The following is an 18,489-nucleotide window of genomic DNA, read 5'->3' as shown; positions in this document are numbered from 1 at the left end:
GAGGAGAGCCTTGATGTCCGGACCGAATGGCGAGACCACGCTCCTGGAGGTCTTGCTGGCCGCCGCCGAGGTGGCTCCCGACCAGGTGCTGACGCAGGTGCGGGGAGACGGTGGCGAGCGCACCGTCACGTACGCGCAACTGCGGGACGAGGCGCTGCGCGTCGCCGGGGGCTACCTCGCGGCCGGGGTGGCCCCCGGCAGTTGCGTCCCCCTGCTGGCGGATCGCGGCGACGACTTCCAGGCGATGTTCTGGGGCGCACTGGCGGCGGGGCTGGTCCCGGTGCCGCTGGCTCCCGACGCGCGGCGGGTGCTGCCCGTGTGGGAGCTGCTCGGCCGCCCGCCGGTGGCCATGGACGGGACCACGGCAGCGGTGCTGGCCGAACTCCCCGCTATGATAGGTGTGTTGAGGCTGGAGACGCTGCGACAGGGCCGCCCGCCCGGCCACCTGCCGGTGGCCGCCCCCGAGGACGTGGCCTTCCTCCAGTTCTCGTCGGGCAGCACCGGGGCGCCCAAGGGCGTGGAGCTGACCCATCGCGGCGTACTGGCCAACCTGGGGCAGATCCGCACCGCCGCGGCCCTCACGTCCGACGATGTGGTCGCGAGCTGGATGCCGTACTTCCACGACATGGGGCTCATCGGCACCCATCTGGCCCCGCTCGCGGCGCGCGCGAAGCAGGTGCGGCTGGAGCCGCTGTCGTTCGCCAAACGCCCCGCGCTGTGGCTGGAGATGGCGGCCCGCCACCGCGCCACGGTCCTGTCCGCCGCCAACTTCGCACTCGCGCTGGCCACACGGCGGATTCCCGACGAGACGTTCGGCCGGCTCGACCTGAGCGCGGTGCGGTTGATGCTGGTAGGCGCCGAACCGATCGCCGTGACGGTGTGGCGGCGGTTCGCCGCGAAGGCCCGCACCTCCGGGCTCGACACCCGCGCCCCGCAACCCGTCTACGGCCTGGCCGAGGCCACCTTGGCCGTCACCTTCCCGCCGCTGGGTGAGGTGGCGGCACCGCGGGTGCTGGACCGCGCGGCCCTCAGCCGGGGCCGCGCGGTCGACGCCGTACCGGGCCCGGACGCGGTGGAGCTGATGGACGTCGGCCTGCCGGTGCCGGGATGCGAGGTGCGCATCGCCGACGACGCGGGCCACCCCCTGGGCGACCGGCACGTCGGCCACATCCTGGTACGCGGCCCCCAGGTGGCCCGCGGCTACCGCGAGGCGCCCGAGGCGACGGCCGCCACGTTCGTCGACGGCTGGCTGCACACCGGCGACCTGGGCTTCCTGGCCGAGGGCCGGTTGTGCGTGACCGGCCGCGACAAGGACGTGGTCTTCGTCAACGGCCGCACCTTCCACGCCCCGGACCTGGAAGGAGTGGCAACCGCCACCCCCGGCCTGCCCCACCCCCTGGCCGCGGTGATCGGCTCCACGGACCCGGCGAACGGCACGGAGCGGGTGGTGGCCTTCGTACGCTGGCCCCGGCCCCCGAGGGAAGCGACGACCGTACTCGCTGAGGCGACGGCCCGCCTGCGGCAGGCCCTGGACCACGACGACGTACGCGTACTGCCCCTGCCGCCGGGCGCGTTCCCCCGGACGACGAGCGGCAAGCTGCGCCGCCGCACGATGCGCGAGCGCTACGAGGCGGGGGCGTACGCCCGTATCGAGTCCCGCTGGGCCCCGGCTGATCCCCCTGCGGCGGAGGGCACGATCGGGGGCAGCCCGGCGGACGGCTGCCTGGACGCGTCGGTCCCGACGGCCCCGGCGGTTGGACGCCCTGCGGAGGGCGGCCCGGCGGAGCCTGGTGCGACGACCGCCGCCCCGGTGGACGGAGGCCCGTCCATGAACTCTGCGAGCGACCAATCAGCTGCCGCCTCCTCCGAGAGTGCCCCGACCGCAGCCATCCCGGCCGAGAGCACTCCGGTGCAAGGCCGCCCTGCGGAGCATGACCCCAACACCCCCGTACCGGCAGAACAGACCCCGGCGGGAGGCAGCCCTGGCGCCACCGCCCCGGGCGGGGGTGGCCCGGCCGCCGCCACATCTCACGGACGTGGCTCGGGCGCGGGAGTGGTCGGGGGTCGGCGGGACGTGGCGGAGGTGGTCGCGGGGGTTTGGGCTCGGGTGTTGGGGCGGCCCGTGGGGACGATCGGGCCGCATGACCGGTTCCTCGCCCTCGGCGGTTCGTCGCTGAAGGCCATGGAGGTGCTGGCCGAGTTGGAGGACACCTTCGGTGTCTCCGTACCGCCGAGCGTGCTGCGCGACCGGGACCCCGTGGCCGCGATCACCGATCACCTGATGGCGCCGGAGTCCGGACGCCCCCTCCCCGCCACCGGCGGCCCGGGGGCCATCGCGGTCGTCTCGATGGCCTGCCGGTTCCCCGGGGCCGACACCCCGGACGCCTTCTGGGACCAGCTCGTGGCGGGCCACGATGCCGTGGGGCCCGTACCGGCCGCCCGGTGGAGCACCCGCCCCGGGGCCACCGCCGGGTGGGGCGCCTTCCTGGGCGATCCGGCCGGTTTCGACGCCGCGTACTTCGGCCTCGACGAGCAGGAGGCCACCGCGACCGACCCACAGGCCCGGATCTTTCTGGAACTGGCCCATGAGGCCCTGGAGCGTGCCGGTTACGCGGGACCCCGGCGGGTGGGCCGCCGCGTCGGGGTGTTCGCGGCGCCCGGGGAGAGCGGCTACCGCGACGTGCTGGCGCGGGCCTTCGGCCCGGAGGGCGGGCTGCCGCCCGCCGCGTTGACGGGCAACCTGCCCAACCTCGTCGCGGCCCGCGTGGCGCAGAGCCTGGACCTGACCGGTCCGGCCCTCGCCGTCGACACGGCCTGCTCCTCGGCGCTGGTCGCGCTGCATCTGGCGCGCCGCAGCCTCGAGTCCGGTGAGTGCGATCTCGCCGTCGTCGGCGGGGTCAACCTCGCGCTGGCCCCGACCGGCCACCGGCTGTTGGAGCAGGCGGGGGTGTTGTCGCCGACCGGGCGCTGCCGCGCCTTCAGCGCCGCGGCCGACGGTTTCGTCCCCGGGGAGGGCGGCGCGGCGATCGTGCTGGCGCGGCTGGACGACGCGCACCGCGCGGACGACCCCGTCCTCGCCTTGCTGCGCGGCACCGCCGTGAACAACGACGGGCGCTCGCTCAGCCTCCTGGCTCCCAACGCGCTGACCCAGCGGGAGATCATCGTCCAGGCGTACCGGGACGCGGGGGTCGACCCGGACAGCGTGTCCTACGTCGAGGCGCACGGCACCGGCACCGCCCTCGGCGACCCGGTCGAACTGCGCTCCCTGCGCCAGGCGTTCGGGCCGACCGCCGACGGACGGCCGCGCCTGCTGGGCTCGGTGAAGACCAACGTCGGCCATCTGCTGAACGCCGCCGCAATGCCGAGCCTGGTCAAGGTGATCCTGGCCCTGGGCCACCGCGAGCTGCCCGCCTCCCTGCACCACGATCCGCCCGTGGCGGACCGCGACGCGGAGGGTTTCGCGGTGGTCGGCGAGCATCGCGCATGGGCGGCCCCCGGCCAGCTGGTGGCGGGCATCAACGCCTTCGGATTCGGTGGCACCAACGCCCACGCGATCCTGGAGGAGGCACCTCCGCGCCCGGCCACCACCCCGAGTGAGAACGACGGCCCGCACCTGCTGACCCTCTCGGCGGGCAGCGCCGAAGCCCTGAAGGCCGCCGCCCGCGACCTCGCGGCCCATCTGCGTGCCCGTCCGGACCTCGACGAGGGCGACGTGTGCGCCACCGTCAACACCGCCCGCGATCACGGCCGCCACCGCCTGGCGGTGGTGTCCCGGGGCGGCGACCTGGCCGAACGCCTCGCCGCCCAGACCAACCCCACCGTGGTCCGCGCCCGGCCCCGGCTGGTGTTCCTGCTGCCCGGCCAGGGCACCGTACGGCCGGGGGCGGGCCGCGCCCTGTACCGCTCGGCGCCCGCGTTCCGCCACGCGCTGGACGAGGCGTCCGCGCTCATCGGCCCGGTGTACGGGCGCACCCTGGCCCAGTGGTGTCTGGACCTCGATGCCACGCCCGCCGAGCTGGCCCGTACGGAGGTGGCGCAGCCGCTGCTCGTCGGGTACGGCGTGGCGCTCGCCCTGCAGTTGCGGGCGTGGGGCGTGAGCCCTGACGCGGTGGCCGGGCACAGCGTCGGCGAGATCACCGCCGCCTGCGTGTCCGGGGCGCTCACCCTCGCCGAGGCGGTGCGGTTCGCCGCCGAACGGGGCCGTCTGATGGGCGACATGGCCGCCCCGGGCGCCATGGCCGCCGTACGCTGCGGAGAGGACGCCCTCTCCGAGGTGCTGGCCGAATCGGCGGGTGCGGTCTGCGTGGCAGCGGTCAACTCCCCTGACCAGACGGTGATTTCCGGAACCCCGGAGGCGGTGGAACGAGCCGTGGCGCGGCTCACCGCGGAAGGTATTTCGGCCCGCACCCTCCCGGTCTCCCACGGCTTCCACTCCCCCGCGATGCTCCCGGTGGCCCATCCGCTCGCCGCCGCGGCCACCGCCCTGGACCCCCGTCCGCCGTCGGTGCCACTGCTGAGCACGCTGACTGCCCAGTGGCAGCCGCCCCTGGACCCGGCGCACTGGCGCGAACACGCCCTGCGCCCCGTGCGTTTCGGCTCCGCCGTGGAGCGGCTGCTGGACGACGGGTACGACACGTTCGTCGAGCTGGGGCCCGGCACCACCCTGCCGGGGCCGGTCCGCTCGGTCGCGGCCGGATCGCCGGAAGTGTTCGCGCTGACGGCCCCGGGCGCGGGTGCGGACACCGGCGAGGCGCTGCTGACGGCCCTGGGGCGGCTGTGGACACGCGGCGTGGACCTCGATCACGCGGCGCTGGGCGCGGGGCCGCCCCGCGTCCCGGTGCCGACGTATCCGTTCCAGCGCCGTCGATACTGGCCGGAGCCGGAGCCCGTAACGGCGTCACTTCTGCACCAGCTCACCTGGTCTGACACGCCCCCGGCGGCGGAAGGCCGCGCGGCGGAGGCCCCGCACGCGATCCGGCTGGCCGGGCCCGACTCGGAGCTGGCCCGCGCCCTGGCCCGGCGGCTGGAGCGGCGCGGTATCACCGTACGGAGGGTAGGAGGGGACGGGGACACCTCCCCCGCCGAGCCGCCCGCGCCGCTCACCGTGCTGCTCGCCGGGCCGGCGGCCGACGGTACGACGGTGGCGGATCTCGACGCCGCGACGCACACCGTGCTGGCCACGGTGCGGGACCTGTTCGCCCCGCTGGGCGGGGACGGCTCCCGGCTGGTGGCGGTCACCGAGGATGTGCACGCCACCGGCGCGGACGGCGAACGCCTCCGCCCCGCCCAGGCGCTGCTGACCGGGCTGACGCTGGCGCTCCCGGAGGAGTTCCCGGGTCTCACCGCGCACAGCGTCGACCTGTCCTCGTACGACTCGCTGGACGCCCGGCTCGACGCGCTGGAGCAGGAGGTGCTCGGGCGGTACGGGCCGGAGGACGGCGACCCGGCGGTGGTGGCGTGGCGGGCGGGCCGCCGTCTGGTCCGTACGCTCGCCCCGGCGGCGGCCGGTCCGCCGCCCACGACGCCGCTGCCGCCCGACGGCACCTACCTGATCACCGGCGGTGCGGGCGGGCTCGGCGCCGCGCTCGCCCGTGACCTGGCCGGACGTGGCCGACCGACCCTGGTGCTGGTGGGCCGTTCGCCCCGTCCCGCGGATGGTCTGCTGGCCGAACTCGGCGCGCTCGGCACGACCGTGACGTATCGCGTGGCGGATGTGTCGGCCGAAGCGGACGTCGAGGCCCTGTTGGCCGAACTGCCCTCGCTGAACGGGGTGTTCCACGCGGCGGGAGTGGTGCGTCCCGGCACGCTGCGGACCAAGTCGCCGGAGGAGATGGCCGAGGTCATGGCCGCCAAGGTGCGGGGCAGCCACCTGCTGTCCCGGGCCCTGCGCCGGCACGGCCACCGCCCGGCGGTGTGCGTGGCGTTCTCTTCGGTGGCCTCCGTGCTGCCCGGACTGGCGGGCGCGCTCGGTGACTACGCCGCGGCCAACGCGTTCCTCGACGCGTTCGCCACCGCCGAACGGGTCGCCGGGCGACCGTGGCAGTCGCTGAACTTCGCCGCGTTCGCCGAGACCGGGATGGCCGCCGGGGCGATGTCCCAGTCCCCCGCCCCGCTGGCCACGGAAACGGGGCTGGCGGCGCTGCACACGGCGTGCGGCATGGACACCGCCCAACTGGTGGTGGCCGAGCTGGCGGCGGGGCCGGGGCTGCCGTATGCGGAGGCCACCACGTCGGTGGGCGACGCGTCGGCCACTGGTGCGTTTACCCAGGCTGCCCCGGCCCCTGCCGCGTCGGGAGCCCCCGCAAACGCCTCGCCGCCGATCGCGGCAACCCCGGTGGAGGCCGACACCTCCCGTATCACCGACACCCTGCGCCGTCTCCTCGCCGAGGCCCTGGATCGCGCGCCCGCCGACGTCCCCGACGACGAACCGTTCCTCACCATGGGGCTGGACTCGCTCTCCGCCGTGGACCTCGTCCGGCGGCTGGAGGCGGAGTTGGGCCGGGCGCTGCCGCCCACCCTGTTCTTCGAGTACCGGACGATCCGCGAGCTGGCCGCCCACCTGCCCACCGACCCCGCGCCCGCGCACCCGCCACACTCCGCCGACAACGGCACGGCCTTCGCCGCCGGTGACCCGCTGCCCCTCACCCCCGTACAGCTGGCCTTCCACACGGGCGGCAGGCTGCACCCCGACGTCGCCGCGTACGCGTACGTACGCCAGACCATCAGCGGCACCGTGGACACCGCACGGCTCGGCCGGGCGCTCGCGCTCCTCGCCGAACGCCACCCCATGCTGCGCATCAGGATCGACCCCGGTGATACGGCGCCCACGCAGCGCGTGGCGCCGTCCGACCCGTGTCCCACACCACCCTGGTACGAGGTACGCGACGCCGACACCGACGACGTCCCGCTGGCCGATCTCGAAGAGGCGTTGTGCAACCGCCCCTTCGACCTGGCCACCGAGGCACCGGTACGGGCCGTGCTGGTGCGGGAGCGCGCGGACCTGGCGCATCTGCTGCTGGTCCTGCACCACGCGGCCGCGGACGGGTTCAGCGTCAATGTCCTCGGCGAGGAGCTGTGGTCGGTGTACACGGCGCTCGCCCACGACCGCTCCCCCGAACTGCCGCCACAGCAGGGCGATTTCGCCGACTACGCCACCGCCGTCGAGACAGAGCGGTCGTCCCCGCAGGCCGCCGAGGACCGCAGCTACTGGCGTGACCGGCTCGCCGACCGAACACGCCCCCTCGACCTGCCGTGGGACGGCGACCCCGACACACCGCCCGCCGCGCCACTCACCGCACACCAGGTGGCCACCGACCCCGGCCTCACCGCCGCGCTGCACGCCTGCGCCGCCACCCACGGCGTCTCGCTGTTCCACCTGCTGCTGGCCACGTACGCCCGCTGCCTGGCGCGGTGGAGCGGGCGGTCCGACATCGCGGTCAACGTCGCCCGCGCCCGTCGCGAGCTGCGGGTCGCCGGGCTGGACCGGCTGGTCGGGCCGCTCGCCGACACCCTGCCGCTCCTGGCCACCGTCGACCCGGACGAACCGGTACCGGCCCTGGCGCAGCGGCTGCGCGAGACCTGGCTCGACGCCGAACGGCACGCAACGCTCACCGGTCTCGACATCGCCCGGCTGCTGCCCGCCGCCGGGTCGCGGCCACGCACGGTGTCCCCGGCGGGGTTCAGCTTCGCCCGCTTCCCCGTGACCACGGCCCCCGACTGCCCGGTCACGGTACGCCCCGCCGCGGCGCGCACCGCGTCCGCCGCCACGCGCCTGGGGCTGCTGTGCTGGGAGAGCGACGGGGCCCTGCACTTCTCCTGGAACGTCCCGGCCCGGCTGTTCACCCCGGCCACCGTGGAGCGCCTGGCCCGTGACCACCTCGCCGAACTCACGAAGCTCACCGAGGACACCACGCCCGCACCCCGTCGCGGCGGCATCGTCGAGCGGCTGTGCGCGCGGTTCCGGGCGGCCGCCGACCGGGTCGCGGTGGACACCGGCGAGGCGCGGACCACCCTGACCTACGCGGCACTCGACCACGCGTCCGCCGCGCTCGCCGCCCGGCTGCGCGCCGGCGGCGTCGCCCCGGGCGGCCTGGTCGGCCTGCTCACCGAGCCGGGCGCCGACACCGTCGTCGGGGTGGTCGGCATCCTGCGTGCCGGAGCCGGATGGGTGCCGCTGGACCCTGCCCACCCCGCCGCGCGGCTGGCCGACCAGCTCCACCGGACGACGGCCCGGACCGTGGTGTGCCACGCCGCCACCCGTGCCATGGCCGACGCGTTCGACGACGTCACCGCGATCGCCACCGACGATCCGGCCCCCTCCCCCACCCCCGTGGCGGACCCCGCGCCGACCGATCCCGACGCGATCGCCTACACCCTCTTCACCTCCGGCTCCACCGGCCGCCCCAAGGCCGTCCCCATCACCCACCGGGCGATGATGAACTACCTGGACTGGGCCGTGGACACGTTCGGCTACCGGGAGGGTGACCGGCTCGCCCAGACCGCCTCGGTGTGCTTCGACGCGTCCGTACGCCAGCTGCTGGCACCGCTGCTGGTCGGGGCCACCGTGCACACGCTGCCGCGGAATCTCGTCCGCGACCCCGACGCGCTGCTGGACCGGGTCGTACGGGACCGGATCACGGTGTGGAGTTCCGTGCCGACGCTATGGGAACGGCTGCTGACGGCCGCCGAGACCCGGGTGCGGCGCGGTGCGCCCCGGCCCGACCTGTCGGCGCTGCGCTGGATCCACGTCGGCGGGGAAGCGCTGCCCGCCGCGCATGTCCGCCGCTGGTACGACCTGTTCGGGCCCGGCCACCGCATCGCGAACCTGTACGGGCCCACCGAGGCCACCATCAACGCCACCTGCCACCTCATCGACGCCCGTCCCGGCGACGAGGTGCGCCGACTGCCGATCGGCCGCCCCGTCTCCGGCACCGAGGTGGCGGTGGTGGCCGAGGACGAGTGCCCCTGCGCCCCCGGCGAACCCGGTGAACTGCTCATCGGCGGCGTGGGGCTGACGCCGGGCTACCTCGGCGATCCCGAGCGGACGGCGGCGGCGTTCATCGAACGCGACGGCAGGCGCTGGTACCGCAGCGGCGACCGGGTCAGCAGGCGGCCCGACGGTGTACTGGAGTTCCTGGGCCGCCTCGATGACCAGGTGAAGATCCGTGGCCATCGGGTCGAACCGGGCGAGATCGAGGCGGTGCTGCACACCCACCCCGGCGTCGCACGGGCCGCCGTACTGCACCACCACGGCCGTCTGATCGCCTTCGTGGAGCCCGCGCCGGGCGCGCCGCGGCCCGAACCGGCACAGCTGCGGGCCCATCTGCGCGACACCCTGCCGGACTACATGCTCCCGGCCCGCTTCCGGTACGTCGATACGCTGCCCCTCACCGGCACCGGCAAGGTGGACCGCCGCCAACTCGACTCGGACGCGGACACGGACACGGACACCGGCACGGACACAACCCGCAGGACCCCGCCCGCCACCCCGACCGAACACGCCCTGGCCCGCATCTGGTCCGAGGTGCTGGGCGTGGCACAGGTCAGCCGCGGGGACGACTTCTTCGCGCTCGGGGGCGACTCCATCCTCGTCCTGGAGGTGTTCGCCCGGCTGGAGAAGACACCCGACGGGGCACAGCCGAACACCGCCCTGCCCCGGCCGACCGTCATCTACGAACACAGCACGCTCACCGCGCTGGCCACCGCCGTCGACGCGGCCGCCGCCGTGGCCCAGGCCCCCGCCACCCCCGCCGGGACGGACGTCACGCCGTACCCCCTCACCCCCACCCAGCGCGGGTTCCTGGTCGCCGAGGCCATCGCGCCCGGGTCCGGCTCGGCGTGGCTGGCCCGGTTGCGGCTGCGCGGCCCGCTGCGGGCCGAGGTGTTCCAGCGCGCGGTCGACGCGCTCGTCGTCCGCCACCCCATGCTGCGCACCGTCTTCCCCGCGGGCGCCCGCCCGCCGGTGCAGCAGGAACTGCCGCCCTCGTTGCGGCTCCCGGTGGACTTCGAGACGCTGGCGTCCCCGGCGCGGCTCGACGAACGGATCGCCGACGAGCGCCGTCGCCGGTTCGAACCATGGGCCTGGCCCCTGCTGCGGCTGCGGGTGCTGACCCTCGCCCCCGACGAACACACGCTTCTCGTCCATGCCCACCACCTCATCGGCGACGGCTACAGCGCGGCCCTGTTCGGCCGGGAACTGCTGGACGTCTACGACCGGCTCGCCCGTGGCGAACAGCCCGAACTGCCGCCGCTGCGCGGCACGTTCCGCGACTACGCCGCCCTACTCCACCAGTCGGCCCCCGACCCCGGCCCAGCGGCCACCGCGTGGCGGGCACGCCACGTCGCCCCGTACGAGCGGCCCGAGCTGCGGCGCACAGCCACCGGGGCCGGCGACACGGCCGAGGCAGGGTTCACCCTCGACGCCGAGGTGACGGCCGGGCTGCGCCACCTCGCGTCCACGGTCCGCGCCACGCCGTACGCCCCCGTCCTGACCGCCTACTACCGGGCCCTGGCAGAACTCACCGGCCGACGGGACCTCGTCCTCGGCCTCGCCGTCACCGGGCGCGACCACGCGCTGCCCGACATCAGCCGGTTGTTCGGCCCACTCGCCGCCGCCGTACCGCTGCGCCCGGCCGCGCCGGAAGCCACGACGGAGGCGAGCTTCCACGACGATCTGCGCCGGATCGCCGAGGAGGCCGCCGCCGCGCGGACGTACGGCACCGGTGGCGAGCCGTCCTCCGGCCACGGCATGCCGAGGACCACCCAGTTCCTCTTCAGCTACCTCGACTTCTCCGCCCTCGACCGGCCCGCCGGCGGGTCCCTGACCCTCGACTGGGACCACCACGCCACGGAACTCGCCACTCCCCCGGTGGGAACCGACGTGTTCCTGGCCGTCCGGCCGGTCGGGGAGAGCCTGCGCGTCACCGTGCGGGCCTCGGCCGCCGCCCTCGACCCGAGGGCCGCGGACGCGTTCGCCCACGCCCTGCGGGACGAGCTCACCGGGGCCGTGGCACCGCGCCCACGCCCACGCCGTACCGTGCGTTCATCCCGTACGGACACCCGTACGGACGCCGCGCTCGTCGGCTATCTCCCGGCGCCCGGACACCTGGCGGCGCTCGCCGGGGTACCGGCCGCGGATCTGCCCCGCGAACACCTGCGGGACCTGCTCTTCCCGGACGGCGGCCCCCGCCTGCTGGAGGAGATCGGCACACCGCTGGGCCGCTCGGCGTTCGTGTCGTTGCCGCTGTTCGCCGACGAACTCGCCCCGGGACACGGGCTCACCCGCCACACCGTGCGCGCCGTCGCCCACGCCGCCTCCCTGGGCGCGCGCTGTGTCTCCCTGGCCGGGATGATCCCCGCGTACACCGGCTACGGATTCGAGGTGGCGCGCGCCACCGGCGGGGCGACAACGGTTACCACGGGCCACGCGGCCACCGCGGTGTCCGTGGTCAAGACCGTGCACGCCGCACTCACGGCGGCAGGACGCGACCTCGGCGACTCGACCGTCGCCATGGTCGGGCTCGGCTCGATCGGCACCTCGTCCCTCGCCCTGCTCCTCGGCGCCGCCCCGCGCCCACCCGCCCGCCTGGTGCTGTGCGACGTCGCGGGCAGCGCGCCCCGCCTGCGCGCGCTCGCCGCGGAGCTGCGCGGCAGCGGGCCGGCCGGGGCGGTCGAAGTGGCCGAGTCCGCCCCGGCGCTGCCCGAGGCGGTGTACGAGGCCGATCTGATCGTCACGGCCGTCAGCGGCGGTACGGACATTCTCGACGTCGACCGGTTGCGCGCCGGAACCGTCGTGGTCGACGACTCGTTCCCGCACTGTTTCGACACCGCGCGCGCCCTGGACCGGATGCGGCGGCGAGGCGATGTGCTGACGGTCGGGGGCGGGCTGCTCGCGGTCGGCGACACCGAGCGGCACATCGCGGACGACCTGTCACCGGCCGCCGCCTCCGGCTATGCGGAACAGTCGTGGCTGCCGGGCACGGTCGCGTCCTGTCGGCTCGAATCCCTGCTGCACACCGCCGTGCCCGGCCTGCCTCTGGTCCACGGGCTGGTCGACGCCGCCCACGCACGCGCGTACTGGGAAGCGGTCGAGGCGGCCGGGGTAGGGGCGGCGCCACTTCACCTGCTCGGCCACAGGGTCGGTGACAAGAGCTGACACACCGGTGCCCCGGCCGGAGAAACCATCCGGCCGGGGCACCGCGCTCCTCCCCAAGGGGGTCAACGGTCAGTCCCGCTGAGCGTCCTCGGGCAGCTTCCGCCACTTCACCTGGGTGTCGGCGTCGTATGCGAAGTCGAGCATCTTCTGCGCGTCCGGGTAACGGTCCGCCGCATCGTTGAGGATGACTCCGACGACCGTGCGGCCGTCGCGCTCGGCGGCGAACACCAGGCAGGGACCAGCAGGGGTGGTGGTCCCTGTCTTGACTCCGATGGCGCCCTTGTAGGAGCCCAGGAGACGGTTGGTGTTGTCCCAGGAGTAGTACCGGGTACGGCCGTTGGCCGCCGGTGCCTCCTGCTTGGTGGACACCGACTTGACGACAGTCTTGAACGTGGAGTTCTCCATCGCCCGCTGCGTCAGCTCGGCCATGTCACGGGGCGTCGAGTAGTTTTCGCTGCTCGCCGAAACACCGTCGAAGGAGGCGTAGTGGGTGTTGGTGAGCCCCAGGTCCTTCGCCTTGTCGTTCATCTTGGAGACGAACGAGTCGGTGCGCTCGGCCACGGTGTCACCGCTGCCGAACGTGTCGGCCAGCGCCATCGCCGCGTCACAGCCCGACGGGAGCATCATCCCGTAGAGCAGCTGGTTGACGGTCAGCTTGTCACCGGTCTGCAGGTCCGCCGTGCTGGCTTCCGACTTGGTCACATAGTCCCGGTAGTCCTGCTTGACCGTGATCTGCTTGTCGAGATCCACGTTCTTGGTCTCGAGTACCACGAGCGCGGCCATGATCTTCGTCGTGCTCGCCATCGGACGCCGGGTGTCGGCGGCCTTGGCCATCAGCTCCTCGTCGGAACCGCTGTCGAGCAGGTACGCGCCCTTGGCGCTCACCTCCGGTGGTTCCGGCGCTGCCTGAGCCACCGCCACCGGGACCGCGATCGCCACGGCCACCGTGGACGCGACCGCCGCCACCTTCCAGCGGCGGGTCACGGTACCACGACGTTTATGCATTCGCCCTCCGTTTCGTAGAACATCGATTCGGCTGGCGCATCGTCTCACCGTGTGCAGGATGAACCTGCTTCGGGGGTACCGGTCGCGCGAAGATCTAGGGAATCAACCAGCCCCGGCCCAGGGGTCCGAGCGCCCCCCTGCCGACTCGACGCGGGGGAACCGGGCGTGGATGCACCGGGCGGTGCGGTACCTGGCGGAGACGGCGGGGGTGCGGCAGTTCCTCGACCTGGGCACGGGGGTGCCCACCTCACCGAATCTGCATGAGGTGGCGCAGCGGGTGGATCCGGCCTGCCGGGTGCTGTACATGGACAACGATCCCATCGTCCTGGCGCACGCCGGCGCCCTGCTGACGTCGGGTCCGGCGGGCCGCGTGGCCTACCGGCACGGGGATCTGCACCAGCCCGCCGCCGTCCTGAGCGAGGCACGCTCGGCGGGCGTCTTCGACTGGGACCGGCCCATCGCGCTGATCCTTTCCGCCATCATGCACTTCGTCCCCGACGAGGCCGACCCGGCCGGTCTCATCCGCACGTACTGCGACGCCCTCCCGGACGGCAGCTATCTGGCGATGTCACACGCCACCGGCGACTACTCCCACACCACGTCCGCCGGGGCCGCCGTCTGCGCCGAGCGCAACGTCGCCGCGCCCATGGTGCTGCGCGCCTACGCCGACGTCCTCCGGCTTTTCGACGGAACCCGCCCGGTGGAGCCCGGGGTGGTACGGCTCCCGGAGCGGCGTCCCGAACTCGGCCCCGCGCCACGGCCGGAGGACGGTCTCGGCTACGACCCGGATCGGGTGTGGACCTACGGCGGGGTCGCCAGGATCGAGCCGCGAGGGCTCTCCTGACCCGCTCACCAGCGCACGGCGGTGAAGTCGACCGGCCGGGGGCGTAGCAACCGGGCGCGTTCCGCCAGGGCCATCAGCCGCCGGGACATCTCGTCGGCGGGCAGCCGGTGGCGGTCGCCGTGGCCGGGCAGGATCCACTCGTAGCGCAGCCGCCCGGCCACCCTGGCGAGCGAGCGGGCCAGTTCCTCGATGGAGTACCAGGTCACGCTTTCCGCCACGGCCAGATCACCCGTCGTACGGGACCAGTAGACGCTGTCGCCGCTGAAGCAGTACCGGCCGTCCGCGAGGTAGAGCACACTGCCCTCGGTGTGGCCGGGCAGCGGATGGGCGGTGACTCCTTCCCCGATCTCCACGGGTTCGAGCCCCCGGATCACCTGGTCCGCGTCCGGCGCCGCGTCGAGGTCGCCCTCGTGCATCCACAGCCGGGCGCCGAAGTGGTCCGCGTAGCGGCGGCCGTGGGCGGCGTGATCGCGATGGGTGAGCAGCACATCGGTGACCGGGCCCGACTCCGCGTAGCGCGCGGCGAGTTCGGGGCTCCAGCGCGGTGTGTCGACCATCATGGCCGTGCCGGACGGCCGGAGGAGCAGATAGGAGTTGGCCCCTGCGGTGTGCGGGGAGTTGTGCCCGCAGATCATGACGCGGTCGTCCAGGGCCATCGGGAAGGGGTCCGACGTCCGGTCCAGCCGCCCCGACGCCGGGCGGATCGAGCGGGTGGGGCAGGCGAACGCGGCGGCGTGGAGGCTCCGGCTCTCCGCCGCGTCCATAGGCTGCCGCAGGATCCGCGACTTCCCTTCGACCTCTCCGATCAGCCCGGGCGCGAGCTGGCGGGCCACATCGCAGTTCGTGCACCGGTCGTCCACGTACCAGCCGTCCATGGCAGGACTCCTTCCGGAGGCAGGGCAAGGGAGGCACGGCCCGGAGCGGGGCCGCCCGCCCTTCAGAGGTATCCCACCCGGCGACGAAACCAACAGCCCCTCCAGTTCTTGTGTTTCGGCCTCCTGACGACTCCGGCCAGCGTCACCGCCTTGACCGGTGACGAATCCGATGACAGGGTCGTCACTTGTTGAACCGGTGACACCGGTACGCGCACGCACCGCGGGAGGACGCATGGCCGAGGTCCACGGCATCGAGGTCGTCGTCTTCGACGTCCTCGGGACGCTGGTCGACGAGCCCGGAGGGCTCCGGGCGGCCCTGCGCGAGGCGCTGTCCACGGCGGACGACGCGTCCGTCGACGCGCTGCTCACCGTGTGGCAGCAGCACGTCGAGCGCGAGCAGCGACGCATCGCGCAAGGGCACCGCGCGTACGCCACCACCGAGACCATCGACGCGGAGGCCGCCGGGCACGTGGCCGACCGCGCCGGGCTCACGGACCCGGCGGCCATCGCCCGGCTGGCCACGGCGGGGCAGCGCCTGCCTCCCTGGGGCGACTCCGTCGCCGGGCTGGACGAACTCGCGCGGCACTTCCCCGTCCTCGGGCTCTCCAACGCCGGCCGCACCGCCCTGCCGCGGCTCAACGCATACGCCGGGCTGCGCTGGCACCAGGCGCTGTCGGCCGAGGCGGCCCAGGCGTACAAGCCGGCGCCGGAGGTCTATCGGCTCGCCCTCGACGCCGCCGGATGTCCACCGGAGCGGGTGCTCATGGTGGCCGCCCACGCCTGGGACCTCCGCGGCGCCCAAGCGACGGGCATGCGCACCGCCTACGTCCGGCGGCCGGTCGGCGATCCGCCGACCGGTTCCGATGTCTTCGACGGACGGTTCGGCGATCTGGACGAGCTGGTCACCGCGCTGACCGCGCGATAGGGGTCTTACGGCCGGGGCGGCGCGCTGGTGTCCCGTACCACCAGCTTCGGCTCCAGCACCGCTTCCTCCGGCTCCGCCGCATCGTCGTCCAGCCGCCGCACGGCGAACCGCACCGCGTGCTCGGCCATGCGCACCGCGTCCTGACGGACCGTCGTCAGCCCCACCGGCATCACATGCGACAGATGGCTGTCGTCGTAGCCCACCACCGACACCTCGCCGGGGACATCGGTGCCCGCCCGCGTCAGGGTCATCAACAGGCCCATGGCACAACGGTCGTTGCCCGCGAGCACCGCGGTCGGCAGGGGGTGTCCGCGGTCGCGCTCGGCCACGAGCAGGCGTCCCGCCGCGAAGCCCGACTCCTCCGTATGGGCTCCGGGGATCACCCGCGCCCCGGATTCGAGCCCATGGCGGCGCATCGCGGCGCGGTAGGCACGGCGGCGCTCGGCCGAGCCCGGCCCCCGGCCGCCGTCGATGTGCACGATGTGGCGGTGGCCGAGTGCCACCAGGTGGTCCATGGCCTGGCGGACGCCCTTGGCGTCGGAGGAGCGGACACTGTCGACGCGGGCGCCCGGTACGCGGCGGCCGACCGAGACGGTGACCGTACGGTGCCCCAGCGCGTCCAGGTCGGCGGTCGGCGCGTCCGGGCCGAGCAGGATCACCGCCTCGCAGCGGTGGCTGATCAGGGACTCGACCGCGGGGGACTCGCCGCGGCCCGGAGCGGTGGCGGCGAGCAGCACGTCGTAGCCGCGCCGCTCGGCCTCGGGGTAGACGCCGGTGACGAGGTCGGCGTGGAAGGCGTTGTGGACGGTGAGCATCACCCCGAGGGTGCGGCTGCGGCCACGGGCGAGGAGCCGGGCGGCGTTGTCGGGGCGGTAGCCCAGCTCGTCGGCGACGCGCAGCACCCGGTCGCGGGTCTTCTGGCTCGCCCCCGGCTGATTGCGGAAGACGATCGACACCAGGGCCCGGGACACCCGCGCCCTCGCGGCGACATCCGCCATCGTGGGGCGCTGCCTGCCTGTTCCATCCACCGGTGAACCCACTTTCCGCGCCCCGCCTGCCCCATCGTCTGCGGTTGTTCCCGCTCGTTCCCGCTCGCCCCGGTCGGCGCACACGAAAACTTACGGCAACCGGCAACCGTCTATTGACATGACATTTGGACAAGGGACATCGTACTCCTACTAGAGCGCGCTAGTAGAGCGCGGCAGATTCCGCAACCCCTCACGCCACTCGGCAAAGGACTGACCATGGACGTCAGGGACGACGCAGCACGCCCCGCCCCCGCCCCGCCCACCGACGACGCCCCATCGGCGGTGAACCGGCGGCTGAGGGTCGTCACGATCATCGCCACCTTCGGCGGGCTCCTCTTCGGCTATGACACCGGTGTCATCAACGGCGCCCTGCCCTATATGACCGACGACCTGGGCCTGACCCCCGTCACCGAGGGCATGGTCACCAGCTCGCTGCTGCTGGGCGCGGCGCTGGGCGCGGTCACCGGCGGGCGGCTGTCGGACGCGCGGGGGCGGCGGCGGAACATCCTGCTGCTCGCCGTGGTGTTCTTCCTCGCCACGCTCGGCTGTACGCTCGCGCCGAACACCGAGGTCATGATCGTGGCGCGCTTCGCGCTCGGCCTCGCGGTGGGCGGCGCTTCGGTGACCGTACCGGTCTATCTCGCGGAGGTGTCCCCCGCCGAGCGGCGTGGCGCGCTGGTCACCCGCAATGAACTCATGGTCGTCAGCGGTCAGCTGCTCGCCTTCACCTTCAACGCGGTCATCGCACGGGTGGGGGCTGAGTCAGGCGGTGTCTGGCGCTGGATGCTGGTCATCGCGACCGTCCCGGCCGTGGTGCTCTGGTTCGGCATGCTGGTGATGCCGGAGAGCCCGCGCTGGCTGGCCTCCATGGGCCGTTTCAACGAGGCCTTCGAGGTGCTCAAGCAGGTCAGGTCGCGGTCGCGGGCCGAGGCCGAGCTGAGCGAGGTGTCCGGGCTCGCCGTCAAGGACGAGCAGGAGAAGCTGGGCGGCTGGCAGGACATGAAGTCCACCCCGTGGATGCGCAAGCTGATGTTCGTGGGGTTCGGCATCGCGATCGTGCAGCAGATCACCGGCGTCAACACGATCATGTACTACGGGACGCAGATCCTCACCGACGCCGGTTTCACCTCGGACAGCGCGCTCACGGCGAACATCGCCAACGGTGTGATCTCGGTCCTCGCCACCTTCGTCGGCATCTGGCTGCTCGGCCGGGTGAACCGCCGTCCCATGCTGATGACCGGCCAGCTCGGCACGACCACCGCCCTGCTGCTCATCGGTGTCTTCTCGCTCATCCTGCCCGAGGGCACGGCCCGCGCCTTCGCCGTGCTGGCCATGACGGTGACGTTCCTGGCCTTCCAGCAGGGCGCGATCTCGCCGGTCACCTGGCTGATGCTCTCCGAGATCTTCCCGACGCGGATGCGCGGGTTCGGGATGGGCATCGCGGCCGTGGTGCTGTGGCTGACCAACTTCGCGATCGGCCTGGTCTTCCCGTCGCTGGTGTCCGCGCTGGGGATCTCCAACACCTTCTTCCTCTTCGTGGCCGCTGGCGTCCTCTCCCTCGCCTTCGTGAAGGCCTATGTCCCCGAGACCCGGGGGCGCACGCTCGAAGCCCTCGGGGCTGAGCTGCGCACCCGGTTCTCCTGAGGTCGCGGGTCCGG

Annotated in this window: 7 protein-coding genes; 4 read left to right on the top strand and 3 right to left on the bottom strand. The window is 73.8% G+C overall.

Annotated elements, in window-relative coordinates; translation table 11 throughout:
• Positions 1–13 precede the first annotated feature (13 nt).
• Complete coding sequence (locus tag ACH4TL_RS11365; protein ID WP_398331068.1) at positions 14–12,154, top strand: amino acid adenylation domain-containing protein; 12,141 nt, start codon at positions 14–16, stop codon at positions 12,152–12,154.
• 69 nt (positions 12,155–12,223) lie between these two features.
• Here ACH4TL_RS11365 and ACH4TL_RS11360 read toward each other — a convergent pair whose 3' ends face one another.
• Positions 12,224–13,159 (bottom strand): D-alanyl-D-alanine carboxypeptidase family protein, encoded by a 936-nt coding sequence (locus ACH4TL_RS11360; protein ID WP_398331071.1) that lies wholly within the window; start codon positions 13,157–13,159, stop codon positions 12,224–12,226.
• Between the two features lie 58 nt (positions 13,160–13,217).
• Here ACH4TL_RS11360 and ACH4TL_RS11355 point away from each other — a divergent pair, with 58 nt between their 5' ends.
• The gene (locus ACH4TL_RS11355) at positions 13,218–14,003 is read left to right on the top strand and encodes an SAM-dependent methyltransferase (RefSeq protein ID WP_398331073.1); all 786 of its coding nucleotides are present in this window, start codon (positions 13,218–13,220) and stop codon (positions 14,001–14,003) included.
• Positions 14,004–14,008: 5 nt separating this feature from the next.
• Here ACH4TL_RS11355 and ACH4TL_RS11350 read toward each other — a convergent pair whose 3' ends face one another.
• Entirely contained in the window at positions 14,009–14,878 is an 870-nt protein-coding gene (locus ACH4TL_RS11350; RefSeq protein ID WP_398331075.1) for an MBL fold metallo-hydrolase, read from the bottom strand.
• Positions 14,879–15,110: 232 nt separating this feature from the next.
• Between ACH4TL_RS11350 and ACH4TL_RS11345 the strand changes: the two genes are divergently transcribed.
• Positions 15,111–15,803: a haloacid dehalogenase type II gene (locus tag ACH4TL_RS11345; RefSeq protein ID WP_398331078.1), complete on the top strand. Its 693-nt coding sequence runs from the start codon at positions 15,111–15,113 to the stop codon at positions 15,801–15,803.
• 5 nt (positions 15,804–15,808) lie between these two features.
• Here ACH4TL_RS11345 and ACH4TL_RS11340 read toward each other — a convergent pair whose 3' ends face one another.
• Complete coding sequence (locus ACH4TL_RS11340) at positions 15,809–16,801, bottom strand: LacI family DNA-binding transcriptional regulator (RefSeq protein WP_398331081.1); 993 nt, start codon at positions 16,799–16,801, stop codon at positions 15,809–15,811.
• Between the two features lie 246 nt (positions 16,802–17,047).
• Here ACH4TL_RS11340 and ACH4TL_RS11335 point away from each other — a divergent pair, with 246 nt between their 5' ends.
• A complete protein-coding gene (locus tag ACH4TL_RS11335; protein ID WP_398331084.1) occupies positions 17,048–18,475 on the top strand; it encodes a sugar porter family MFS transporter in 1,428 nt (475 codons plus the stop codon).
• Positions 18,476–18,489 lie beyond the last annotated feature (14 nt).

Source organism: Streptomyces sp. NPDC021115 (genome assembly GCF_044333065.1).
GTDB lineage: Bacteria > Actinomycetota > Actinomycetes > Streptomycetales > Streptomycetaceae > Streptomyces.
Note: the sequence above shows the minus strand (reverse complement) of the source record. Positions and strands in the feature narration are given on the sequence as shown.